The 24631-nt window shown below is 50.8% G+C and carries 19 protein-coding genes and 2 tRNA genes; 7 read left to right on the top strand and 14 right to left on the bottom strand.

The window, feature by feature from the left end; all coding sequences use genetic code 11:
- Positions 1 to 63: 63 nt before the first annotated feature.
- Positions 64 to 669 carry a thymidine kinase gene (gene tdk / locus M2371_RS10515; protein WP_172894506.1) on the bottom strand — a complete coding sequence of 202 codons (606 nt, stop codon included), beginning with the start codon at positions 667 to 669 and terminating at the stop codon, positions 64 to 66.
- Between the two features lie 555 nt (positions 670 to 1224).
- Here tdk and hns point away from each other — a divergent pair.
- Positions 1225 to 1635: a histone-like nucleoid-structuring protein H-NS gene (gene hns / locus M2371_RS10510; RefSeq protein WP_034494985.1), complete on the top strand. Its 411-nt coding sequence runs from the start codon at positions 1225 to 1227 to the stop codon at positions 1633 to 1635.
- Positions 1636 to 2235: 600 nt separating this feature from the next.
- On the opposite strand, the gene M2371_RS10505 is transcribed toward hns, so the two are convergent.
- The 4 genes from M2371_RS10505 to rssA all read right to left on the bottom strand — a co-directional run bounded on the left by M2371_RS10505 (position 2236) and on the right by rssA (position 6724).
- Entirely contained in the window at positions 2236 to 3576 is a 1341-nt protein-coding gene (locus M2371_RS10505) for a UDP-glucose/GDP-mannose dehydrogenase family protein (RefSeq protein ID WP_115629015.1), read from the bottom strand.
- A gap of 24 nt (positions 3577 to 3600) precedes the next feature.
- On the bottom strand, positions 3601 to 4509 hold the full coding sequence (gene galU, locus M2371_RS10500; RefSeq protein ID WP_034494981.1) for a UTP--glucose-1-phosphate uridylyltransferase GalU: 909 nt from the start codon (positions 4507 to 4509) through the stop codon (positions 3601 to 3603).
- Between the two features lie 199 nt (positions 4510 to 4708).
- Entirely contained in the window at positions 4709 to 5722 is a 1014-nt protein-coding gene (gene rssB, locus M2371_RS10495) for a two-component system response regulator RssB (protein ID WP_259267666.1), read from the bottom strand.
- Positions 5723 to 5815: 93 nt separating this feature from the next.
- Positions 5816 to 6724: a patatin-like phospholipase RssA gene (gene rssA, locus M2371_RS10490; RefSeq protein WP_034494978.1), complete on the bottom strand. Its 909-nt coding sequence runs from the start codon at positions 6722 to 6724 to the stop codon at positions 5816 to 5818.
- Between the two features lie 116 nt (positions 6725 to 6840).
- Here rssA and M2371_RS10485 point away from each other — a divergent pair, with 116 nt between their 5' ends.
- The 4 genes from M2371_RS10485 (at position 6841) to M2371_RS10470 (ending at position 8580) form a co-directional block, all read left to right on the top strand.
- Positions 6841 to 7299, top strand: a complete 459-nt coding sequence (locus M2371_RS10485) for a YchJ family protein (RefSeq protein ID WP_172894510.1) — start codon at positions 6841 to 6843, stop codon at positions 7297 to 7299.
- A 55-nt stretch (positions 7300 to 7354) separates the two neighbouring features.
- The gene (gene purU / locus M2371_RS10480) at positions 7355 to 8197 is read left to right on the top strand and encodes a formyltetrahydrofolate deformylase (RefSeq protein ID WP_259267665.1); all 843 of its coding nucleotides are present in this window, start codon (positions 7355 to 7357) and stop codon (positions 8195 to 8197) included.
- 163 nt (positions 8198 to 8360) lie between these two features.
- Positions 8361 to 8445, top strand: a tRNA-Tyr gene (locus tag M2371_RS10475).
- Between the two features lie 50 nt (positions 8446 to 8495).
- Positions 8496 to 8580, top strand: a tRNA-Tyr gene (locus M2371_RS10470).
- 179 nt (positions 8581 to 8759) lie between these two features.
- On the opposite strand, the gene narI is transcribed toward M2371_RS10470, so the two are convergent.
- The 8 genes from narI to narU form a co-directional block, all read right to left on the bottom strand.
- Positions 8760 to 9437, bottom strand: coding sequence for a respiratory nitrate reductase subunit gamma (gene narI, locus M2371_RS10465; protein ID WP_115629021.1), 678 nt, complete (start codon positions 9435 to 9437; stop codon positions 8760 to 8762).
- A gap of 2 nt (positions 9438 to 9439) precedes the next feature.
- Positions 9440 to 10141: a nitrate reductase molybdenum cofactor assembly chaperone gene (narJ, locus tag M2371_RS10460; protein ID WP_259267664.1), complete on the bottom strand. Its 702-nt coding sequence runs from the start codon at positions 10139 to 10141 to the stop codon at positions 9440 to 9442.
- A complete protein-coding gene (gene narH / locus M2371_RS10455; RefSeq protein WP_259267663.1) occupies positions 10138 to 11673 on the bottom strand; it encodes a nitrate reductase subunit beta in 1536 nt (511 codons plus the stop codon). The genes narJ and narH overlap by 4 nt, the downstream gene beginning before the upstream one ends.
- Positions 11670 to 15416: a nitrate reductase subunit alpha gene (locus M2371_RS10450; protein ID WP_259267662.1), complete on the bottom strand. Its 3747-nt coding sequence runs from the start codon at positions 15414 to 15416 to the stop codon at positions 11670 to 11672. Before M2371_RS10450 ends, narH begins: the two co-directional genes overlap by 4 nt.
- Before the next feature lie 341 nt (positions 15417 to 15757).
- Positions 15758 to 17023: an MFS transporter gene (locus M2371_RS10445; protein WP_259267661.1), complete on the bottom strand. Its 1266-nt coding sequence runs from the start codon at positions 17021 to 17023 to the stop codon at positions 15758 to 15760.
- Positions 17024 to 17123: 100 nt separating this feature from the next.
- The gene (locus M2371_RS10440) at positions 17124 to 18098 is read right to left on the bottom strand and encodes a sugar phosphate isomerase/epimerase (RefSeq protein ID WP_259267660.1); all 975 of its coding nucleotides are present in this window, start codon (positions 18096 to 18098) and stop codon (positions 17124 to 17126) included.
- Entirely contained in the window at positions 18095 to 18814 is a 720-nt protein-coding gene (locus M2371_RS10435; RefSeq protein ID WP_259267659.1) for a GntR family transcriptional regulator, read from the bottom strand. Before M2371_RS10435 ends, M2371_RS10440 begins: the two co-directional genes overlap by 4 nt.
- 193 nt (positions 18815 to 19007) lie before the next feature.
- On the bottom strand, positions 19008 to 20399 hold the full coding sequence (gene narU / locus M2371_RS10430; RefSeq protein ID WP_034495098.1) for a nitrate/nitrite transporter NarU: 1392 nt from the start codon (positions 20397 to 20399) through the stop codon (positions 19008 to 19010).
- 309 nt (positions 20400 to 20708) lie between these two features.
- On the opposite strand from narU, the gene narX reads away from it, so the two are divergent.
- Together narX and narL are read left to right on the top strand one after the other, a co-directional pair.
- Positions 20709 to 22493, top strand: a complete 1785-nt coding sequence (gene narX, locus M2371_RS10425; protein ID WP_172894526.1) for a nitrate/nitrite two-component system sensor histidine kinase NarX — start codon at positions 20709 to 20711, stop codon at positions 22491 to 22493.
- A complete protein-coding gene (narL, locus tag M2371_RS10420; RefSeq protein ID WP_034494964.1) occupies positions 22486 to 23136 on the top strand; it encodes a two-component system response regulator NarL in 651 nt (216 codons plus the stop codon). Before narX ends, narL begins: the two co-directional genes overlap by 8 nt.
- A 77-nt stretch (positions 23137 to 23213) precedes the next feature.
- Here the strand turns inward: narL and M2371_RS10415 are convergent, their stop codons facing one another.
- Positions 23214 to 24614 carry a YchO/YchP family invasin gene (locus M2371_RS10415; RefSeq protein WP_259267658.1) on the bottom strand — a complete coding sequence of 467 codons (1401 nt, stop codon included), beginning with the start codon at positions 24612 to 24614 and terminating at the stop codon, positions 23214 to 23216.
- Positions 24615 to 24631 lie beyond the last annotated feature (17 nt).

The raw sequence follows: 24631 nt of genomic DNA, 5'->3' as shown, positions 1-24631 counted from the left end.
CACACTGTAAAGCGTTATACAGCCTTCAAGGGGAAAGCCTTCCCTTCCCCTTCATTCAGTTTTTTAAACGCCCTGAATGCCTTGTAGGGAGCCTTTTTGCAGCGCTTCTTTGTAATGCTTGCGGCATACCGATACATAGCGTTCATTACCACCGATAACCACCTGCTCGCCCTGGTTATACGGGCGGCCTTCGTGATCAAGTCGCAATACCATGCTCGCCTTGCGGCCGCAGAAACAAATGGTTTTTAATTCCACCAGCTTATCTGACCATGCCAATAAATATTGGCTCCCGCCAAATAGTTCACCCTGGAAGTCAGTGCGTAATCCATAACACAGCACGGGAATATCAAGGTCATCTACGACATCTGATAAAGCTAATACTTGATCTCGCGTCAGGAACTGGCATTCGTCCACCAGGACACAATTCACGGCATTACGTTGATGCTCATCGCGTATTTCATTGAACAATTGAGTTGAAGCATTGTAGAGCTTTGCAGGCGACGACAATCCAATACGCGAACTCACCTTTCCAGAACCAAATCGATTGTCAATTTCTGCGGTATACACCAGCGTGCGCATTCCGCGCTCTTGATAGTTGTATGAAGATTGCAGTAATGCAGTGGATTTCCCCGCATTCATTGCGGAATAGTAAAAGTAGAGTTGCGCCATTGGTCAGCTAGCCTGAGTTAAAATGTAAATATTATTAACACGGATTATATCATAAGCCGTTACAGAGTTGCCGCTACCTGATGGTGGCATGGAAAATTCCTGCATTATTTGGCCGATATATAAATCTCAGAGCGCATTGGTTCGGCATGCCTGTTGTTTAAAAGCCATCATGCAGCACTTAACTTACGGAGTTTTCAGTGTTTTCCTCACTATTTCTTAAAGTGTGATGAATCACTAATAATAATGTTCTATTAAGAATATCCCCTGGAAAGGACAATAATACCAAAGGTTGATATTTCGCCATTAACGCTCTTATGGCTCAATTTACTGCACCAACAACCCTTGACTCTATCAGGGTTGTTGAAGAAAAATTGAGTTATCCACGTTTTGTTTACCGCGCATGTAAGCCAAAATTTAAGTTAATACGCTTTTATAAATCGACAAAATATTATGGAATTTTAGATTCCTTACATTACCCCCTATTGCAGAAGTTAATTTAAGCCTCTATTATTAGCCCAACAAGCCAACCATCAATATAAGATTGAGATTACTAAAATGAGCGAAGCACTTAAAATTCTGAACAACATCCGTACTCTTCGTGCACAAGCTAGAGAATGTACTCTGGAAACGCTGGAAGAAATGCTGGAAAAATTAGAAGTTGTTGTTAACGAACGTCGCGAAGAAGATAATGCTGCTGCAGCAGAAATTGAAGAACGCACTCGTAAACTGCAACAATACCGTGAAATGCTGATTGCTGATGGCATTGATCCTAACGAATTACTGAATAGCATGGCTGCTGTTAAATCTGCAGGCAAAGCAAAACGCGCTGCGCGCCCAGCTAAATATCAGTACATCGACGAAAACGGCGAAAGCAAAACCTGGACTGGCCAGGGCCGTACTCCAGCAGTAATCAAAAAAGCAATGGAAGAACAAGGCAAAAAACTGGAAGACTTCCTGATTGCCTAATTTTTGCTTTTAGTGCTGCTTATTAAATCCCGCTTCGGCGGGATTTTTGTTTTGTACGCTTTCAACAAGAACATAAAAAGAAACCAGGTGGCCTTTTCATTTCAGCTCCTCTGATATCATCCTGAATTGCCCTGAGCCTCTCTCCCTGCCACTGTACGCCGTTCTGGCTATCAATATAAATTCTAGTATGTATGTGCCAGTGAATCGTCGATTTTATGGATTACCACATATAAAGAAATGGAATTAACAGTTCCATCGCTGAGCATTAAACTGGTCGTCAGGTTTGGCTCCGCATAAGTCCGAGGGGTTTCGAACGAATAACAAACGCCAGCCTGCACTGTGAGATGAATCACGGATCAATTTGTCTGCGGTCAATAAATCAGCCATAGCATTACGCTGGGCAGGGTCAAATTTCTGCCAGTAGAAGTAAGAATGGGAGGAGATGGGATAAAACAGGATTAGCTATAAGCTCGAGTAATAATAGTCTTGCGGGGAAGCGATATCTGTATCCGGGAAACCGGACGCCAACAAATCCTCAGGACTCGATCGCCAATAAGATTTGCTGCGCCGGTAACCGGATATTTCCTACAACCCTACTTATTACGCAATATTGAGGGACGCTCCGCGACCGATTGCATAATAAACAAAACCGCGCTTACTGAGCCTTTCAGGATCATACAAGTTACGGCCATCGAAGATAATAGGTTGTTTCAGGGACTTCTTAATTGCATCGAAATCAGGTGCTTTGAAACTCTGCCATTCAGTACAAATAACCAGAGCATCCGCTCCCTGCAATGCAGCTTCTTTCGTTCCCATCAGTTTCAGATCTGAGCGATGTCCATAAATGCGCTGGGTTTCATCCATTGCTTCCGGGTCATACGCCTGCACCTGAGCACCACGTTCCCACAGCGCTTCCATCAGGACGCGGCTTGAGGCTTCACGCATATCGTCAGTATTAGGTTTGAAAGAAAGCCCCCACAGCGCGAAGGTTTTGCCTTCCAGATTTTCACCAAAGTGACGATAAATAAACTCAGGGAGTTTTAACTTCTGGTCCTGGTTCACCTCTTCAACCGCCTGCAGAATACGCGGCGTATAGCCAATCTGCTGGGCAGTGCGAATCAGAGCCTGAACATCTTTAGGGAAACAGGAACCGCCATAACCACAGCCTGGATAAATAAAGCTGTAGCCAATACGCGAATCTGAGCCGATACCCATACGCACTTTTTCGATATCCGCACCCAGACGTTCTGCCAGGTTCGAAATCTCGTTCATAAAGCTGATTTTGGTCGCCAACATACAGTTGGCTGCGTACTTGGTCAGCTCCGCGCTACGGATATCCATCAGGATCATGCGGTCGTGGTTACGGTTGAATGGCTCGTACAACTCACGCAGTAGATCAACGATGTCTTCGTTATCGGTACCGATAACGATACGCTCAGGACGCATACAGTCGGAAACCGCGGCACCTTCTTTGAGGAACTCCGGGTTAGAGACCACATCAAAGGAAACATCCACGCCACGCGCTTTCAGGGTTTCTTCCATTACAGCGCGGACTTTATCTGCGGTTCCAACCGGAACCGTAGATTTATCGAGCACAACTTTATGGGAAGTCATGTACTGGGCGATGGTTCGCGCGACGGCGGTAACGTATTTCAGGTCGGCAGAACCGTCTTCATCAGGCGGTGTACCCACGGCGATAAATTGCATTTCACCATGTTGAACGCCCATTTCAGCATCAGTGCTGAAATGTAAACGCCCTTCTTCATAGTTTTTTTTCACCAGCGGCGTTAAGCCCGGCTCAAAAATAGGGATCACGCCGTTTTTCAGATTTTCGACTTTCTTTGCATCGACATCTATGCACATTACATCGTGCCCGACTTCCGCAAGCACTGCTGCCTGCACGAGTCCTACATAGCCGATACCAAATACAGTAACTTTCATCTTTCTATCCTGCGTTGCAATGAATTACTTTTTCGTGCCAACCGTCTCTTCAAGCCATGCTTTGAAATCAGCACCCAGAGTGTTGTGACGAATACCGTATTCCACAAACGCCTGCATATAGCCAAGTTTGTTACCACAGTCATGGCTCACGCCTTTCATGTGATACGCTTCAACGGTCTGTTTTTCCATCAGCATCGCAATGGAGTCAGTCAGCTGAATTTCATCGCCCGCACCTGGAGGCGTTTTGGACAACAGCGGCCAGATATCGGCGGTCAGCACGTAACGGCCCACAACAGCCAGGTTGGATGGTGCGACGTTTGCTTTAGGCTTCTCAACGATGCCAACCATCGGCACGCTGTCACCTTCATTTAGTTCAACGCCTTTACAGTCAACAACACCGTAAGCCGTCACGTCTTCTACCGGCTCTACCATAATCTGGCTGTGGCCTGTCGCATCAAAACGTTTGATCATTTCTGCCAGGTTGTCTTGAGACAAATCAGACTCGAATTCATCGAGGATTACGTCAGGCAAAATAACCGCTACCGGCTCATCACCGACAACCGGATGCGCACACAGAACGGCGTGGCCGAGGCCTTTCGCCAGACCTTGACGAACCTGCATGATAGTCACATGCGGCGGGCAGATAGCCTGAACTTCTTCCAGCAACTGGCGCTTAACGCGTTTTTCCAGCATGGCTTCCAGTTCAAAACTGGTATCGAAATGGTTTTCGATGGAGTTTTTCGACGAGTGCGTTACCAGCACAATTTCAGTAATACCTGCGGCGATACATTCATTGACCACATATTGAATAAGTGGCTTATCAACCAGCGGCAGCATCTCTTTTGGAATTGCCTTGGTGGCCGGTAACATGCGTGTACCCAATCCCGCAACAGGGATTACTGCTTTTCTTACTTTAGAATTAATGGCAGCCATTGAAAAATCTCCTGGACTGTTCAAGTTTTCACTTGCAAGTCAATTAAAATACGCATCGAGTATATCAGCTTAAAAATGAAATCTGCCGCTGTTTACCCGCTGCGCTGGTAATTTAAGATAAATACGAGTTGGTTAAGTACGATATTAGCACCAGCAAAGATAGGGGAGAAAACCTAAATGTTTTCAAGCATCCAGATGCTCATTCCGCAGACAACATGAGTCTTAAACGCCCGCCGGAACCCCACACCTGACACTGCCAGGATTCGCAACGCTGGCTAATCTGATTAAGGTAAGTATTGCCCAGAGTGCCCAGAGGCACACCATTACTGACCTGAATTTGATGCTCGCCGGTATTTAAAGTCGCATTCAGTCCAGCGGAGACCAAAATGAGGTTTTTAAGCTCGCTATGGTAATAGCCAACCATGAGAGGGAACTGTCCAGTCAAATTAGCTTGTCGTAATAACTGGTTAACTTGTTTAAGCAAATTCCCTAATTCTGGTAACCGCTGATGCTGGTGGGAAAGCTGTTCCTGCAATAAGCCATTAAATAATGCCCGTAATAGCAGTGCAGCTAACACGCCGTTATCCCCTGCTCGAGTCACATCGAGGCAATAAAATGCCAGGTCGTTTTCTGAAAGCGGAGCGATATCCAGCACTAGCCCAGGTTGATTGAGGGTAATCAATTGACGGTAATTGACGCGACAATGCGACATCACCTGTTGCACCGGGGGTTGCAGTTCTTGCAGTAATTTAGACGCCGCCTGCGGGTCGCTAACCAGCGCGTCCCAGTCCTGGAACAAACGCTCTTCTTCTTCAACCCGCGAATTAAACATATTGGGATACAGGCAAGCAAAGACGGTTTCACGTAAGCGGTTAAGATCTTTAATGGGTTTGAGCAGAACATCCTGCACGCCAAAACGCAGCGCTTTGGCGATGTCTGACATATTCTCAGTCGCGGAAATGACTAATATCGGCGTTTGTACCCCTTCGTTACGCAGATGCTCGACTAATTTCAGCCCATTCATGCGCGGCATCGCCAAATCACAAATCAACAAATCGGGCGCAAAAGTGGCTATTTTTTCCAGAGCGTCGATACCATCAGTGGCAACGGCAATGATTGCCCCTAAAGAAGAAAGATAATTCTCCAGCAAAGAGCGGAAAACGGGCTCGTCCTCAACAATGAGAATCTGTTTTCCAACGAGTGGCTGTGTCATGTGCGCTCCCCTGACTGACGATAGATCAATAGTGGCATGGTATGACAATCACCGCCTGTCAGAATTGCCTGAAGATGCGAGTTTTCACCGTACTCATTCATGGGTACGAACCAAAGGTAACAGCTCATCCATCTTTTTCTCGACGGCCAGACTCCCCGCACTGATCGCCTCTGCGGCGCGGTGGAAATCCAGGGTAGAAATCTGAGGGCAAAATGGCTGGAGCAAAATATCAGGAGGATCACCGGCCATACGGTTGCGCTTTAAGCGGTTTTCCAGCACCTGAATTGAGGTCGTCATGATTTCCATGGCCGTCGGCGTGGTATTAGCGCGTCGCGTAGTGATTTTTCCGAGCTGCTCGCGTAAACGGCCACGCCAGGAATCCGGTTGCACCTGGTTTTCAGCCAACGGCGTGGTCATATTTACGGAAAGTAAATCTTGTTGCATCAAATGGGCGTCATGCTGGAGATCGACTGCAATAACAATATCAGCGCCTAACGCACGGGTCAGCGACACCGGCACCGGGTTAACCACCGCACCGTCCACCAGCCAGTAGCCATTGTATCCGACAGGCGACAGCAGCCCCGGCATACTACAAGAAGCACGTACGGCCTGATGAAGATCGCCATCGGTAAACCACAACTCGCGCCCGGTGCTTAAATTGGTTGCAACCGAGCCAAACCGCAGCGCGCAATCTTCAATTTTTTCTTCAGTTATGATTTTACGGACGTTATTGAAAACTCTCTCGCCACGTAACAAACCGCCACGGCGCCAGGAAAGATCCATCAGCCGCAGTACATCCCAATAGCCGAACGAACGCACCCAGCGTTCCATCATAGGTAAACGATTACTGGCGTACGCCGCGCCAACCAGCGCCCCCACCGAGCAACCTGCTACGATATCAACCTGAATACCCGCTCGTTTTAACGCATTAATGACACCAATATGCGCCCATCCTTTTGCTGCTCCCGACCCTAATGCCAGGCCGATCTTTACCTGTCTCATTTCGCCTCGGTCTTTCTTCCCCGGTATATCACCGCGTGGCGAACTCGCCACAGCTCAGTTAACATGACTACCCCGCGTATTTACGCTGACTATTTTTTTGTAACCAAGGAGATGCTGTGTCGCAACTTTGCCCTTGTGGTAGCGGTCTGGAGTATAGCTTATGTTGCCAGCCTTACCTACGCGCGGAGCGCCATGCGCCAACACCATCACAGCTTATGCGCTCACGTTATAGCGCCTATGTGATGCAAGACGCAGATTACCTTGTCGCAACCTGGTATCCCCAGACTCGTAGCCCTTCGCTGAAGACCGATATTTCTGGTAGTTTTGCGACGACGCGCTGGCTGGGTTTAACCGTTTATGAATCGGCTGACGGCAATGACGAAAACGAAGGTTTCGTCAGCTTCGTCGCACGCTTTGAAGAGCAAGGCGAGGAAACTGCAATCATTGAACGTTCTCGTTTCTTAAAGGAAAACGGTCAATGGTACTATGTGGACGGAACCCGCCCGCAATTTGGTCGTAATGACCCCTGCCCTTGCGGTTCCGGCAAAAAATATAAAAAGTGTTGTGGGCGTTAACGCGACGTGGCACAAGATATTTAGCAAACAAACGAACAACAGGACTCACCCTGCAATGCAATCATTACAGCGAAAAGTACTCCGCACCATTTGCCCTGACGCAAAGGGCCTGATCGCCAAGATCACCAATATTTGTTACAAGCACGAACTGAACATCGTTCAGAACAATGAGTTTGTTGACCATCGCACCGGGCGCTTCTTTATGCGTACCGAACTCGAAGGCATTTTCAACGACACCACTTTGCTGGCAGATTTGGACAGCGCATTGCCTGAAGGTTCATTGCGTGAACTCATTCCAGCCGGCCGTCGTCGCGTGGTGATTCTTGTCACTAAAGAAGCGCACTGTCTGGGCGATTTATTAATGAAAGCGAATTACGGCGGCCTTGATGTCGAAATCGCCGCCGTTATTGGCAACCACGAAACGCTGCGCACTCTGGTCGAGCGTTTTGATATCCCGTTTGAGCTGGTGAGCCATGAAGGTCTGTCACGCGAAGATCACGATAAACAGATGGCAGACGCGATTGAAGCGCATCAACCTGATTATGTGGTGCTGGCTAAATACATGCGCGTGTTAACTCCGGAATTTGTTTCACGCTTCCCGAACCAGATTATCAATATCCACCACTCATTCCTGCCTGCTTTTATTGGCGCACGCCCTTATCACCAGGCCTACGAGCGCGGCGTGAAGATCATAGGCGCCACCGCGCACTATGTGAATGACAATCTGGATGAAGGCCCAATCATCATGCAGGATGTGATTCACGTCGATCACACCTACACCGCAGAAGATATGATGCGTGCCGGGCGTGATGTTGAGAAAAATGTTTTGAGCCGTGCTCTGTATCAGGTTCTGGCGCAACGCGTGTTTGTTTATGGAAATCGTACGATAATTCTCTGATCCAGAAATGAATTGTTTAGCTTTACGCCGTTAAGTGTAAAAAAACGGCAAACGATTCATTTTCTTACAGCGAATGCTTTACAGCGGCGCTTCATTTGATATGATGCGCCCCGCTTCCAGACAAAGGACGCGAGTAAGAAAGCCATTAAAAAGTAACACCCCTGGCGGGGTTCCCGAGCGGCCAAAGGGAGCAGACTGTAAATCTGCCGTCATCGACTTCGAAGGTTCGAATCCTTCCCCCGCCACCATCTTCAAGCGTTAAGTTCGGCCAGTAGTTTCAAACATGCATCATACCCCTGGCGGGGTTCCCGAGCGGCCAAAGGGAGCAGACTGTAAATCTGCCGTCATCGACTTCGAAGGTTCGAATCCTTCCCCCGCCACCATTCTCAAGTAGTACCTCCCAAACAAATCCCCAATCGCATAATATTCAACACCAAACATAAAACCAAAAACGCAAAACCGATCCGTAGGTCGGATAAGCGCAGCGTCATCCGACACCATCAACAAAAGCACAAAAAAATACCCGGCCGAAGCCAGGTATCTTTAAAACAAATAACAGCACTTAGCGACGAGCGCGAACGACCTGATACTTACGCGTCAAATACTCCACCGGAGCACTCCAGACATGCACCAGACGGGTGAACGGGAACAGCAGGAACAGCGTCATCCCCAACACCAGATGCACACGGAAGATAAACGCCACGCCATCCAGATGCTCAGATGCGCCGCCGTGGAACGTCACCACCGCCTGCGCCCATCCCACCAGCTTCATCATCTCGCTGCCGTCCATGTGCTGAGCCGAGAACGGAATCGTCAGCAGGCCGAGTGCGCATTGAATCATCAGCAAGCTCAGAATCAAAATATCCGCCACGCTTGATGTCGCCCGCACACGTGGATTAAACAGACGGCGCTTAAGCAGCAGCAAACCGCCCACCAGCGTCATCACACCACATGCGCCACCGGCAATCATCGCCATCTTCTGCTTCACATCGATTGGCAGGAATGACTCGTACATCCAGTGTGGCGTTAACATGCCCAGGAAGTGCCCGGCGAAAATCCCCAGAATCCCAATATGGAACAGATTAGAAGCCAGATTCATGCCTTTGCGATCCAGCATCTGGCTGGAACCGGCTTTCCACGTGTACTGCCCGTAGTCATAGCGCAGCCAACTGCCCAGCAGGAAAACCGTACCGCAAATGTACGGATACATGTCATAGAAGAACACATTGAGAAAATGCATGATTACTGTCCTCCGATATTCAGATACTGCGGAGCGACAGCCCCGGCAAAACGACGCTGATGGCTGCTAATTTCAGACTCGCCACACCCTGCCTCTGCAACAAATTTCACCTGCTCTTCTTCCCAAACGGCATCCAGCGCTTGCGGAGTATCATCACGTGCTTCACCGGCAATTTGTTGGCTCACACTTTCAACGGCCACATCGCTTTGCGATAACCCCAACAGCACGTCAAACAGAACGGCGTAATCACTTTCACGCTGTTTCAGGCGCGCTGCCAGCAGTGCCAGAATCGGTGCCACATCCTGCAAACCGCCACGCGCTTCGGCTTCGTCGCGTTGTGACAAGTATTCCAGGTACAACGGAAGATGGTCCGGCAACTCGCGGCTGTCGATTTCCATACCCGCCTGCTGATACTGGTTCATCAGGTTCACCATCGCCTGCCCGCGATCACGGGATTCACCGTGAACGTGTTCGAACAGCAATAGCGAGGTCGCGCGGCCACGGTCAAACAGTTCGCTGTAACTTGCCTGCGCATCCAGCAAATCACGGTTGCACAATGAGGTAATGAAACCGTTGAGCTGGGCCGCCTGTTGCAGATTTAACGCACTCCCTTCAGCCAATGCCTCGCGGAGTTCCTGTTGATGCTGCCACAGGGCAGCATCCGGATACTCCAGCAAGCGGGAAATCACCAGAAGTTCAATCATGGTTTTGGCTCCGTTTTGCTGGACACATCAATCGCGTCAATGCGTTTACTGTTGAACAGGTTGAATTTGCTGTCCGAGCCATGGCAGCCATCACCAAAGCTGAAACCACAACCTTTGCTTTCAGGGAATGCATCTGCGGCCAGTTCACGGTGGCTGCTTGGGATCACGAAGCGATCTTCGTAATTCGCAATGGCCAGATAACGATACATTTCCTGCGCCTGCGCTTCAGTCAAACCCACTTCTTCCAGCGCGCTAATATCGTGAACACCTTCCACCGTTTCAGCACGTTTGTAATGGCGCATCGCCATCATGCGTTTCAGAGCGCGCAGAACCGGCGCGGTGTCACCCGCAGTCAACAGATTTGCCAGGTATTCCACCGGAATACGCAGGCTTTCAACGTCAGGCAGGATCCCGGTATGCGGAAGCTCACCTGCGTCAGCCGCAGACTGAATTGGCGACAACGGCGGCACATACCAGACCATCGGTAATGTGCGGTATTCAGGGTGCAGCGGCAGCGCCAGTTTCCAGTCCATCGCCATTTTATAAACTGGCGACTGCTGCGCAGCATCGATAACACTTTGTGGAACGCCGTCTTTCAGCGCTTGTTCAATCACCGCCGGGTCATTCGGATTCAGGAAAATGCTCAACTGACGCTCGTACAGATCTTTTTCGTTCTCGGTGCTGGCTGCAGATTCAATCGCATCCGCGTCATACAACAACACGCCGAGGTAACGAATACGGCCTACACAAGTCTCGGAACAGACAGTGGGTTGGCCTGCTTCGATACGCGGGTAACAGAAAATGCACTTCTCTGATTTGCCGCTCTTCCAGTTGAAGTAGATTTTTTTGTACGGGCAACCGGTGATGCACATCCGCCAGCCGCGGCATTTGTCCTGGTCAATCAGCACAATACCGTCTTCTTCACGCTTATAAATCGCACCGCTCGGGCAAGTCGCCACACACGCCGGGTTCAGGCAGTGCTCGCACAAGCGCGGCAGGTACGCCATAAAGGTGTTTTCGAACTGGCCGTACATCGCCTTCTGCATGTTGACGAAGTTCTGATCTTTGGCGCGTTTTTCAAATTCGCCACCGAGGATCTCTTCCCAGTTCGGGCCAGCTTCGATTTTGTTCATGCGCTGGCCGGTAATCAGCGAGCGTGGGCGTGCAATCGGCTGGTGCTTACCTTCCGGCGCGTTATGCAGATGCTGATAGTCATAATCAAACGGCTCGTAATAATCGTCGATGCCCGGCTGATGCGGGTTAGCGAAGATTTTACCCAGCAACATGGCGCGGTTGCCCATGCGCGGTTGCAGTTTGCCGTTGATTTTACGAATCCAACCGCCCTTCCATTTTTCCTGGTTTTCCCAGTCGTTCGGGTAGCCAATCCCCGGTTTGGTTTCGACGTTATTGAACCACGCGTACTCCATCCCTTCGCGGCTGGTCCAGACGTTTTTACAGGTCACAGAACAGGTGTGACAGCCGATGCATTTATCAAGATTCAGCACCATGCCGACTTGTGAACGAATTTTCATTTTACGCTCTCCTGTTTCTGGTCGTTGCCTTCACCGTCTAACCAGTTAATGTCTTTCATCTTGCGCACCACCACGAACTCATCACGGTTTGACCCGACGGTGCCGTAGTAGTTAAAGCCGTACGCCAGTTGCGCGTAGCCGCCAATCATGTGCGTTGGTTTCGGGCTAATTCGGGTGACCGAGTTATGAATCCCCCCGCGTTGACCGGTAATTTCAGAACCCGGCAGGTTCACGATGCGTTCCTGGGCGTGATACATCATGGTCATGCCTTCCGGCACACGCTGGCTCACAACCGCACGCGCCGTCAGCGCCCCGTTTTTGTTGAACACTTCAATCCAGTCGTTATCTTCGATGCCCAGATCTTTGGCGTCGATTTCACTCATCCAGACAATCGGGCCGCCGCGTGACAGCGTCAGCATCAGCAAGTTGTCGCTGTAGGTTGAGTGAATGCCCCATTTCTGGTGCGGCGTCAGGAAGTTCAGCGCTTTTTCCGGGTTACCGTTCGATTTCTTACCCATCACACCTTTTACGGAGCGGGTATCAATCGGCGGACGGTACACCAGCAGGCTTTCGCCAAAATCACGCATCCACTGGTGATCCTGATACAGCTGCTGGCGGCCAGACAGCGTGCGCCATGGAATCAACTCGTGAACGTTGGTGTAACCCGCGCTGTAAGAAACGTGTTCGTCTTCAAGGCCAGACCAGGTCGGGCTGGAGATGATTTTGCGCGGCTGCGCCTGGATATCGCGGAAGCGAATCTTTTCGTCTTCTTTATTGAGCGCCAGGTGCGTGTGGTCACGACCGGTAAATTCACTCAGTGCTGCCCAGGCTTTCACCGCCACCTGGCCGTTGGTTTCGGGTGCCAGGGTGAGGATCATTTCTGCGGCATCAATCGCCGTGTTAATCATCGGCTGGCCTTTCGCCGGGCCATCTGCTTTGGTGTAATTAAGCTTACGCAGCAAGTCCATCTCAGACTGGGTATTCCAGGCGATGCCCTTGCCGCCGTTACCGATGGTTTCCATCAGCGGGCCAATAGAGGTGAAACGCTCGTAAGTCGCCGGGTAATCACGCTCAACCACCATCAGGTGCGGCGCGGTTTTACCTGGGATCAGGTCACATTCGCCTTTTTTCCAGTCCATCACGCCAAACGGCTGCGCCAGTTCTGCAGCGGAGTCGTGCTGAATCGGCAGCGTGACGACATCGGTTTCTTTGCCTAAATGGCCGACGCACACTTCGGAGAATTTCTTCGCGATGGCTTTATAAATTTCCCAGTCGCTTTTTGAATCCCAGGCTGGGTCAACGGCTGCTGAAAGCGGGTGAATAAACGGATGCATGTCCGAAGTATTCATATCGTCTTTCTCATACCAGGTCGCCGTTGGCAGCACGATATCGGAATACAAACAGGTGCTCGACAGGCGGAAGTCCAGCGTCACGACCAAGTCCAGTTTTCCATCCAGACCGTTATCAACCCACTCGACTTCTTCCGGCATCACACCGCCTTCTTTGCCCAAATCTTTACCCTGAATACCGTTCTCAGTACCCAACAGGTATTTGAGCATGTACTCGTGGCCCTTACCGGAAGAACCCAGCAGGTTTGAGCGCCAGACGAACAAGTTACGCGGATGGTTATTGCCCGCATCCGGCTGTTCTGCCGCAAAGCGAATATCGCCGCTTTTCAGTTGCTGCGCGGTGAAATCAGCCGGGCTCATGCCTGCCGCTTTCGCCTGCTTCGCAATGTGTAATGGGTTGGTGTTCAACTGCGGTGCCGATGGCAACCAGCCCATGCGTTCAGCACGCACGTTGAAGTCAATCAAATGACCGCTATAGCGGGATTTATCCGCCAACGGGGACAGCAGTTCTTCGGCAGTCAACGACTCGTAGCGCCACTGGCTGGAATGGTTGTAGAAGAATGACGTGCTGTTCATGTGGCGTGGCGGGCGCTGCCAGTCAAGAGCAAATGCCAGCGGAGTCCAGCCGGTTTGCGGACGCAGTTTTTCCTGACCGACATAGTGTGCCCAGCCGCCGCCGCTTTGGCCGACGCAACCGCAGAAGATCAACATATTGATCAGGCCACGGTAGTTCATGTCCATGTGGAACCAGTGGTTCATACCTGCACCGACGATGATCATCGAACGGCCATGGGTTTTGTCGGCGTTGTCAGCAAATTCACGAGCGATGCGGATAATGTTCTGGCGAGAAACGCCAGTAATTTGTTCCGCCCACGCCGGGGTATACGCTTTCACGTCGTCATAGCTGGAGGCGCAGTTTTCGTCGTTCAGGCCGCGATCCAGACCATAGTTCGCCAACGTCAAGTCATAAACGGTCGTGACCAGCGTGGTGGAACCATCCGCCAGTTGAATACGTTTCACCGGCAGTTTGTGCATTAGCACGTTATCGAGCTTAACGTTGCTGAAGTGTTCGGTGCTTTCGCCACCGAAGTAAGGGAAGCCCACATCCGCCACTTCGTCGTGGCTGCCGAGCAGGCTCAGGCGCAGTTCGGCTTCTTCGCCGCTGGTGCCGTCACGTTGCTCCAGGTTCCACTTGCCCTTCTCGCCCCAGCGGTATCCGATAGAACCGTTTGGTGCCAGCAGTTCGCCGTTCTGGTTATCGAGTGCGACCGTTTTCCATTGCGGGTTGTTTTCCTGACCCAGACCATCAACCAGATCGGACGCACGTAACATGCGGCCTGCGGCGTAGAAGCCGTCACGCTCTTCGAGCATCACCAGCATTGGCATGTCGGTGTAACGGCGCACGTAATCGGTGAAGTATTGGCTTGGGTTATCGAGGTGGAATTCACGCAGCATAACGTGGCCCATCGCCAGCGCCATCGCCGCATCCGTACCTTGTTTCGGTGCCAGCCACTGGTCGCACAGCTTGGCGATTTCAGCGTAATCCGGCGTCACCGCCACGGTTTTGGTGCCTTTGTAACGCACTTCGGTAAAGAAGTGGGCATCTGGCGTACGCGTCTGCGGAACGTTAGAACCCCAGGCGATGATGTAGCTTGAGTTGTACCAGTCTGCGGATTCCGGCACGTCCGTTTGCTCGCCCCAGGTCATCGGTGACGCTGGCGGCAAATCGCAATACCAGTCGTAGAAGCTCAGGCAAGTCCCGCCAATCAGGGAAAGGTAGCGCGCGCCGGAAGCATACGACACCATCGACATCGCCGGAATCGGCGAGAAGCCTGCGATACGGTCAGGGCCGAACGTTTTTGCGGTAAAGACGTTAGCGGCGGCAATCAGTTCATTTACTTCAGCCCAGCTTGAGCGCACAAAACCACCGCGACCACGGGCTTGTTTATAACTTTTTGCTTTTTCCGGGTCGTTGATGATTGAGGCCCAGGCATCGACTGGGTCTTCGTGCAGAGTTTTCGCTTCACGCCAAAGTTTGATCAGACGCTTGCGCATCAAAGGATATTTCAGGCGGTTCGCGCTGTAGAGATACCAGGAATAGCTCGCGCCGCGTGGGCACCCGCGTGGTTCATGGTTTGGCATATCCGGGCGAGTACGCGGGTAGTCAGTTTGCTGAGTTTCCCAGGTCACCAGGCCGCTTTTGACGTAGATCTTCCAGCTACAGGAGCCTGTGCAGTTTACACCGTGAGTGGAGCGAACCACTTTGTCGTGCTGCCAACGCTGACGATAACCTTCTTCCCAATCACGATTGGTATCGAGCAGTTGGCCATGTCCATCGGCAAAAGTTTCGCCCTTCTGTTTGAAGTACCGAAACCGGTCAAGAAATTTGCTCATCGGGGTTCTCCTGATGTGGAGCCTGGAGGCTCTATCTTATGAATACGACATTGCTAATTTGTTGGCACGGTAGCGCGCGCATATGAAGGGAGAATTGATAACGATCAACTGTGGCGGAGGAAGATTTGCACGTGGACGGTCGATATACCACCAAAGTGGCAATCCATAGTTGATAGTTAAGCAACTGATATATAATCAAAATAATGATTCACTACTTTCTGTAAGGAGTAGAAATCAGAGCATCTGGGTATTAAGGGGTAAGTCAGCCAATATAGGGGGCATTGAAGCAAAAAAATGGGGCGCCCCCTTGCGGAGAAGCCCCATGTTGAATGGTGTAATGATCAGACAGAGGTTAGCGTTTCTGCTTTTCGTTCCGCACGAATGTTTTTCATAAGCAGGCCCGAAATCACTATTCCGGCGCAGGCGAAAACAGCCATCAAGCCAAATACGATTTTGTAGCCCAATAACCCTGGGTTGGTATCTAAGATGTAGCCATACAGGCTGTAGCAGAACATCGCTGGGGCATAACCGATAAAACTTCCTAACGCCATTGCCGCACCGGTGTTTTTCTCACTGATTCCCGCCTCGCCAATAGGGGCGAAAAATACCGCTCGCTGAGTAAAGATTACCGCACCAAACATCAGGGTGCAGGCCATGCCTAAATAAACAGGCATTTGTTCATGAGGCAGTAATATCAGTGCAACCAAAGCCAGCGCACTAATAATAAAGGTATAGAACAAATATTGGCTGGGTGATTTTAAAACCTTATCCGCAATTAACCCACCAATCGGGCCACCTACCATTTTCAAACAATACTGATTGATAATCCCATACGCCCCTACCAATGCAATCGGTAAAGCGTAGACATTTCTTAAGAATGGAATAAAGAATGTCAGCCCGCAATACACCGCATAAACACAGAACACGCTAAAAGCGATTAGCCAGACAGTTTTGTTTTTTAATACACTGCCCAGACCGGGGTTCGCTTCTTTTTTCTCTGCCTTATTTTGTTTAGCCGTTTGTTCTTCCGGGCTTTCTTTTAATACAAAGAAAATAACCACACCGACCAGAATAGCAATGAAAGAGTAAAACAATATTGCTGCTTTAAATCCGAAATAATCGCTGCCAAACCAGGTGAACACCGCCAGGGCGCTAAATGCGATAACGGTATCGACAATTCCTCGCCCGGTTTCAAAGAAGCCAAACAAGCGCCCCTGTTGAGTGTTGTCCCCCAGCAAACTCACCGACTTTAGCAATACCGGCCAGTTGAGCATGTCGCAGGTCACCCCGAACAACGCCCAGACAAACAGTATTCCCCAGTAGCCCGGCATGGTAGAAAGATAGATCCCCAGCAGGCCAGTCGCAATCAGTGAAAGCGACATGGTAAAGCGGCGCGGTAGTTTGTCGGAAAAGTAAATGGATAAGAAGAAACCAATGGTCGTCACAATCGAGTTAACCGACATCGCATTACCAATCTCACCGTTGGTCAGGTGAAAATACTCCTGCATCGGAACATAGAATGCGTCTTTCAAGGACGGCAGTTTATATATTGTCCCACCGCACAGAACCAACAAGCTAAATATAGTCCATCTTTTTTTGGATAGCATAAGACACTCCACCCCTGAATTAGCGGAATTAATTATTATTTTGAGAGTACAGTTACCTCACTAAAAGTGAGACAGCTGAATTTAAATGTTTATTGGTTAATTACTTTCTTAAAACAGCCACAGCATCTTTATGCAGTTCGCCAAGAATATTACGCACATGCATTATTTGATTCATTGCATCGTCAATTTCTTTATTGAGCCTTTCTTCCAGCCCGGAGGTCGGCAACGGGGTTTCACTCATCTGGCGCAATGGAATCCACGGATTTTTATCTTCGTTGGTAAAACGAAATGCCGGGGCGTAATAATCCACTTCTTCTTCCAGACCGAAGGCGGTGACTTGCGGTTTATCTTCGCCCAGACAAATTAATTGCAGTAATAATTCTTTAAACGGTAATTCGCCTTCGCCAGAAATACATGCGGTATGCCCGCGCCCTTCACCTTCGTGATTGATTAACGCATCTTTGATATGCACCTGAGTGACTTCTTTTCCCATCACCGCCAGCGCCTCAAGCGGCTCTTCGTTGGCATTAATCATGTTGGCAAAGTCAAACAGCAGGGAAAGCTGTGGAAAATCAGCCTGCTGAACCAGCTGCACCAGTTCGTGACTCTGTAAATCTTCGTGTTGCTCAAGCGTAAATGTCAGGCCGCTGTGTTGGTATTGCGCTTTAATATATTGAATATCCTGAGCAATGATTTCCATGACCTCAGAAAGTGTCCCTTCATAGCGCGGATAAAACCTCACCGAAGTCGCCCCGGATTTCAGCGCAATTTTCACCGCCTCATCAATGGTTCGGGCATCAGAGGCGCTGGTTTCGATATGAACATCCAACCCCAAATGGCGCGATTTTTCTGCAAACTTCTCAAGTCGCTCATCGCTGGCATGCCTTAAAGACTGGCTTTCTCCATCCACAACATGAATTTTCACCCCTTTCAGTTGCTGCTGGCTGGCAATATCCAGTAAATCTTCCGGCAGAATCTTCTCCATGCGCATATTTAGATGAAACGCATAGGCATGCAGATACAGCGGCAGATTTGCGGCGCGTTCGACAATTTTTGTAGCCTGGATGTTGTTCATGGAAACTCCTGGAAATCGATATAAAACTCTACTGATTCAAAACGCCAATATTCGATATCAACCTGAATAACTTGCCCGGCTTCGTCGGCGCGGTATTTTTCAACCCGGATAGAAGGTGTCCCTGCGGTGCCGCCCATCCCTTTGCAAGCCCCTGCCGAAAGTCGTGTGGGTTTAAACGCTAAATGCTGCGTGTGCGAACTTTTACCGAAAGCTTCTTGCCACACATCAACAAAAGAACGATCGCCTAATTTGTCGATAAAACCGGGGGCGGACTGCGCGTTGATAAAGGTTTCGTGATAGAAAACTTTATGGTTATCAAGCGCTCCCCAACCACAAATTTTGTAGATTTCATCGCCGTCTTTTACATTCAACTGCGACAAAATTTCGGGTTCCGCGGTGTAAACCCGCTCTTTTTCCAGAAAACCCCAGGACGGCAAACGCCCCTGCTCCAGAGCTGCCTGCTTAAAACTGGTGGAAGTGTTCGGGGTGTATTTGAAGCACGGCAAGGCCACAAACCAGCCGCGACGATCTTTACGAAAGATCTTTTCTTCCCCTTCGAGAAACAACAACGCCTGTCGCAGTGTCATGCGCTTGATGCCCAGTAATTCTTCCAGCTCACGCTCGGAAGGTAATTTCCCGCCCGGCTGGACGACACCTTTGCTCAGCCAGTCATTGAGCATCTCTTTTGCCGTTTCTACGGTGGAATGGGTTTTCATGTTTTAATCCATTTGGTTTAAACCAGATTTGCCGTCACGGTACTCTTAGCCAGTGAATGTGACAATGGGATCTGGCGGGGTAGTTATTCTAAATGTGAGGTTTCTCGCAGAATAAAGTCGGATCGGGGAGGAATTTCAGGCAAAAAAAAGCGCGACCGAAGTCGCGCAAGGGATAACCAAAAGGTCAAAACGATTATTTGGATGACTTCCGGCCATATACGGCCCAGGTGATCACCACACAAACAATATAAAACACGAGGAACACTTTCATCGCGCCCGCCGGAGAACCGGTCAGCGCAAGCGAGGTGCCGAACGCTTTCGGGATAAAGAACCCGCCAATGGCGCCAATGGCAGAGATGAACCCCAGTGCCGCAGCAGTATCAGTTGCCGCTTCACGCAACGCTCTTTCTTCCGTTCCACCCTGCGCTTTCACGCGATCCATGGTCAATTTGCGGAAGATAACGGAGATCATCTGGAAGGTAGAACCACTCCCCAGACCGGCCGTCAGGAACAGCATCAGGAACACACCAAAGAAGGCAATAAAGTTACCGCCAACGCCATTGTGAGGCAGCGTGGTAAACAGTAGCGCACTGAAAATTGCCATGAAGATAAAGTTCAACAGCGAAACACGCGTGCCGCCAAAGCGGTCAGAAATCGCCCCGCCCGCAGAACGTGCCAGCGCACCAAACAGTGGGCCGAAGAAAGCAAAGTGCAAAATGTTGACGTCCGGGAACTGCGTTTTAGCCAGCATCGCAAAACCAGCGGAGAAACCGATAAACGAGCCGAATGTCGCCAGATACAGCACGCCCATAATCCACAGGTGAGCACGTTTCAGAACCGGCAACTGCTCTTTTAAAGAGGCTTTAGATGTTGCAAGGTCGTTCATGCCAAACCAGGCTGCAATGGTGAAGATAGCCAACAGCGGCACCCAAACCCATGCGGCGTTTTCGAGGAACAGCATGGTGCCGTCAGCCTGCTCAACGCCTGTTCCGCCAAATACCGCAAACATGGAAAGCGAGATCACCAGCGGGGCGACTAACTGCATCACGCTCACGCCCAGGTTACCTAAACCGCCGTTAATACCCAGCGCGCCGCCCTGTTTTGCTTTCGGGAAGAAGAAACTGATGTTTGCCATGCTGGAAGCAAAGTTCGCCCCGGCGAAGCCGCACAGCAACGCAATCATGATAAACACGCTAAAAGGTGTTGCCGGGTTTTGCACCGCGAAGCCCAACCACACGCAAGGGATGATCAAAATCCCGGTGCTGAATGCGGTCCAGCGGCGGCCACCGAACACTGGCACCATAAAGGAGTAAGGCACGCGCAACAAAGCGCCAGACACAGACGGCAGCGCCGTCAGCATAAAGAGTTGGTCAGTGGTGAAGTTAAAACCGACTTTGTTCAGGTTAACGGCTACCGCGCTGAACAGCATCCAGACGCAGAACGCCAACAGCAAACACGGAACGGAAATCCATAAGTTACGGCTGGCAATGCCGTGACCCTTACTTTGCCAGAATGCGGGTTCTTCTGGTCGCCATTCGGTGATGAGCGATCCCGATTTCTGGTTATTTGTGGGGGACTGAGACATAAACACCTCAAAAAGAGTGAGAGTAATTGCCGCCACATTAGGTGCTAACGAGGAATAAAAATTGATGTGAATCAAGGGATAACCCATCAGAATAATGGTCAAAAATTAACCGTCATTCTTTGTGGGTAATGAACAAATCCGTAAATAGTGTGGTTTTTCACATGCCTGAAAGAAGGTGTTAATACCCTTACACCGAAATATGCCACCCCTGGCAATTAGTGGGTAATCCTTAAGGGGTATGGGTATACTCCGGGGGATGTCTGAAAATAACCGCATTGTCATTTTTCACTCAACGGAGTTCCTCTGTTAATGCTTAAACGCCTGCTCTCCCCGCTCACTTTGTTCAACCAACTGGCCTTAATTGTGCTGTTGCTGGCATTGTTGGGTGTCGCGGGTATGAGTCTTGCGGGCTGGCTGGCGCAAGGAATTCAGGGTAACGCGCACGCCATCAATAAGGCGGGTTCAATGCGCATGCAAAGCTATCGTCTGCTGGCGTCTATTCCGCTTAACGATCAGGACAGCGCACTGCTCGATGAGATGGAACAGACCACCTGGAGCAAAGATTTACAGGAGGCAGCGGAACAAGACGGCCAACAAGATAAACTTGCCGCCCTGCAACATTACTGGCGTGAGGAACTCGAACCCGCGCTGCGCCGTGCCAACAATGCCGACCAGGTCAAACCGCATGTTGCCGGTTTTGTCGCCCGCATCGATCAGCTTGTCACCACCTTTGATCACACCACCGAAATGCGCCTGCACCGGATTATCCAGCTGCAACTTGGCATGGCGGCATTAATGGGCCTGCTGATCATTTTCACCGTCATCTGGTTACGCAAACAGTTACTGCGCCCGTGGCAGAAATTACTGACCATGGCGCAGGCGATTGGGCAGCGGGATTTCACTCACCGCGTGAATGTTCGTGGTCGCAATGAAATGGCAACGCTCGGCATTGCGCTAAACAGCATGTCTGAGGAGCTGGCAGAAAGCTACGCCAGCCTTGAGCAGCGCGTGCGTGATAAAACCGCCGGGCTGGAGCAAAAAAACCAGATCCTCTCATTTTTGTATCAGGCTAACCGCCGCCTGCACTCGCAAGCTCCACTGTGCCAGCGCCTGTCGCCGGTTCTGAGCGAATTACAGCATTTGACCCCGCTGCGTAACATCGAGCTGCGGGTTTATGAATATGAAGACGAAGAGAATTACGAAGAATATACCTACCAGCCTGACAGCAGTTGTGAAGCCAGCGGCTGCAATCTTTGCCCGCGCGAGCCGTTGCCACAACCTTGCGAAACCACCGCACAAAAATGGCGTTTGACCGATAACCACATTCAGTACGGTCTGGTGCTGGCGCAATTACCGCTCGGCAGCAGCCTCACGCATGACCAGCAGCAACTGGTTTTAACCCTGATTGAACAGCTCACCGCCACGTTGGCGCTTGAGCGGCAGTACGAGCGCCAGCAGCAACTGGTGGTCATGGAAGAACGTTCAGCCATCGCCCGCGAATTACATGATTCTATCGCTCAGTCGCTCTCCTGCCTGAAAATGCAGGTCAGCTGTCTGCAAATGCAAGGCGCTTCCCTGCCCCCTGAAATGCAGACGTTGCTGGGGCAGATGCGTAGCGAGCTGAATACTTCATGGCGACAACTGCGTGAATTACTGACGACCTTCCGCCTGCAATTAATCGAGCCGGGGCTGCGCCCGGCGCTGGAAGCCAGTTGCCGCGAATTTAGCGAAAAACTCGGCTTCCCGGTCAATCTGGATTACCAGGTGCCGCCGCGCCTGGTGCCGTCTCATCAGGCCATTCACCTGGTGCAAATTACCCGTGAAGCGTTAAATAACAGCCTGAAACACGCCAACGCCACCGCAAGTGGTGTCAGCGTAATTCATCGCGACAATCAAATTACCTTAACCATCTGGGATAACGGCTGTGGCATTCCCGACAACGGCGAGCGCCGCAACCATTACGGTCTTATTATTATGCGAGATCGTGCGCAAAGTCTGAGAGGCGATTGCCAGGTGCGCGAACGCCCTGGTGGCGGCACTCAGGTCATCGTGAGTTTTATCCCCGAAATAACCCCAGGAGCACAACATGAGTAACCCGGAAGCCTCGACCATATTGCTTATCGACGATCATCCCATGCTGCGCACTGGCGTTAAACAACTCATCAGTATGGCGCCGGAACTGGCGGTTGTCGGTGAAGCGGGCAATGGTGAGCAAGGCGTTCAACTTGCCGAAGAACTCGACCCTGATTTGATCCTGTTGGATTTGAATATGCCGGGGATGAACGGACTGGAAACACTCGATTGCCTGCGTGAAAAACCGCTGTCTGGTCGCATTGTGGTATTCAGCGTTTCAAATCATGAGGAAGATGTGGTCACAGCGCTGAAACGCGGCGCAGATGGTTATCTGCTCAAAGACATGGAACCGGAAGATTTACTTAAGGCGTTGCAACAGGCCGCTGCGGGTGAAATGGTATTAAGCGAAGCGTTAACGCCAGTGCTGGCCGCCAGCCTGCGTGCCAACCGCGCAACGTCTGACCGTGACGTTAACCTGCTGACACCCCGCGAGCGCGATATCCTTAAACTCATCGCCCAGGGCTTGCCGAATAAGATGATTGCCCGCCGCCTCGATATCACCGAAAGCACGGTGAAGGTTCACGTTAAGCACCTGCTTAAAAAGATGAAACTGAAATCCCGTGTCGAAGCGGCGGTTTGGGTGCATCAGGACCGGATATTTTAAGGTTAGAACGGGGAATGTGGTGGATGACGCTTCGCTTATCCACCCTACAAAACCAAACCGTATCCCGAAATCACAGATTATTGCGGTAACAACTCATAACGCGGATCGGCAAGTGGACTCACCACCAACGGCTCCGCCAGTTTCAGCGTAATCCAGTTAGACGTCACTTTCTGGCCCTTATCATCTTCAATCACCACAGAAAGACGATATTCATTCGGGCCGTTATCGTTCCACATCGGCATGATCATGCTCCAGCCGTTAGTGTCGCGGTTATTCGCAGGCGGCGTCAGACTCAATGCCTGAGTATCTCCCTGCCAGGTAATACTGCGAATACCGTGGCTGGCGCGGATTTGCAGCTTAAGTGCCACCGTTTCGCCCGCGTGCAACTCCCAGGGTGGTGTTGCCAAAAATACCGATAACGTTTTGCGCTGGCGATACTCCATCACCGGCAAGGAATCACGTTCCACGTTGTCATAACGGCTACCGCGTAATGAACTGGTGGTCGCAACTTCAGCCGCAGACAACTGTTTTGCCACCGGCACGCCAAAACGGTAATTCAGCTTCAGGCCGAGATTATCCTGCGATACGCCGCTTTCACCCTGCTTATGCTGCGCGGTGAGCGTCAGCAGCGGTATCGGCGTGTAACTCAATCCCATCGTCACCGCCACCGGGTTACGATAACCCGTACCGCTATCAAACAAGTCAACGCTATTACCGTAGTATTTCTCGAAACTGAGGCTGGTATTGATATGGCGATAAAACGGCAGCCACGCCTGCGCCGTAATGTCGTAACCTCGCGCCAGACGCTGCTCCAGAGTTTCGCTACTCCCGTCCTGCCAACTGGATAATGGCTGATAATAATTAGCTGACAGACGTAAATACTCGCCCCACGCTTCGGTGCCAAACCCGGCACGCTGCAAATTGTTGGCAAGCTGATTGTCGTAAAAAGCGTTATATCCGAGCAGCCAGTCGCCCGCCACCCAACGCTGCCCGGCACCGATATTTCCTATCGACCCGTCGTCATGCTGGGTAAAACCTACCTGGCTCCAGGTGAGATAACGGTTGTTATCCTGCCAGGGCGTAAACAAAGAGGCGCTGCTGCCGTTCCAGTTACCGTGCTCATCCACCAGCAAATTGACGCTGGCTTTCCCCCAGGGAGATAACAGCGATTCCGCTTCACTGGTGACTTTGTCGGTAAGCACATCCCGCAGGCGAGTAAAAGCCAGCAACCGCGCCTGATCCCCCGCATCCAGCCCATCATCGACCATGCTGGCTTCACCGAATTTCTTTGCCATGGCGGCAATTTCACGTGCGGCGGCGTCCGATTCCGGGGCCATACCCAAATCGGGCAGTTGTTCGGTTGACTGATCAAAAGGGTTTTCGGCTTTCTCGATAAAGGTCTGCCGGGTACTGGCAACCCCTCCAGCGCTAAGGAGTGCGTATGACAGGGTGAAAAATGGAACGGCTTTTCTAAACATCTGGAAATTATAACATC

The sequence above is a fragment of the Buttiauxella sp. BIGb0471 genome (assembly GCF_024807715.1).
Lineage (GTDB): Bacteria > Pseudomonadota > Gammaproteobacteria > Enterobacterales > Enterobacteriaceae > Buttiauxella > Buttiauxella agrestis.
This window is presented reverse-complemented; position numbering and strand designations above follow the sequence as displayed.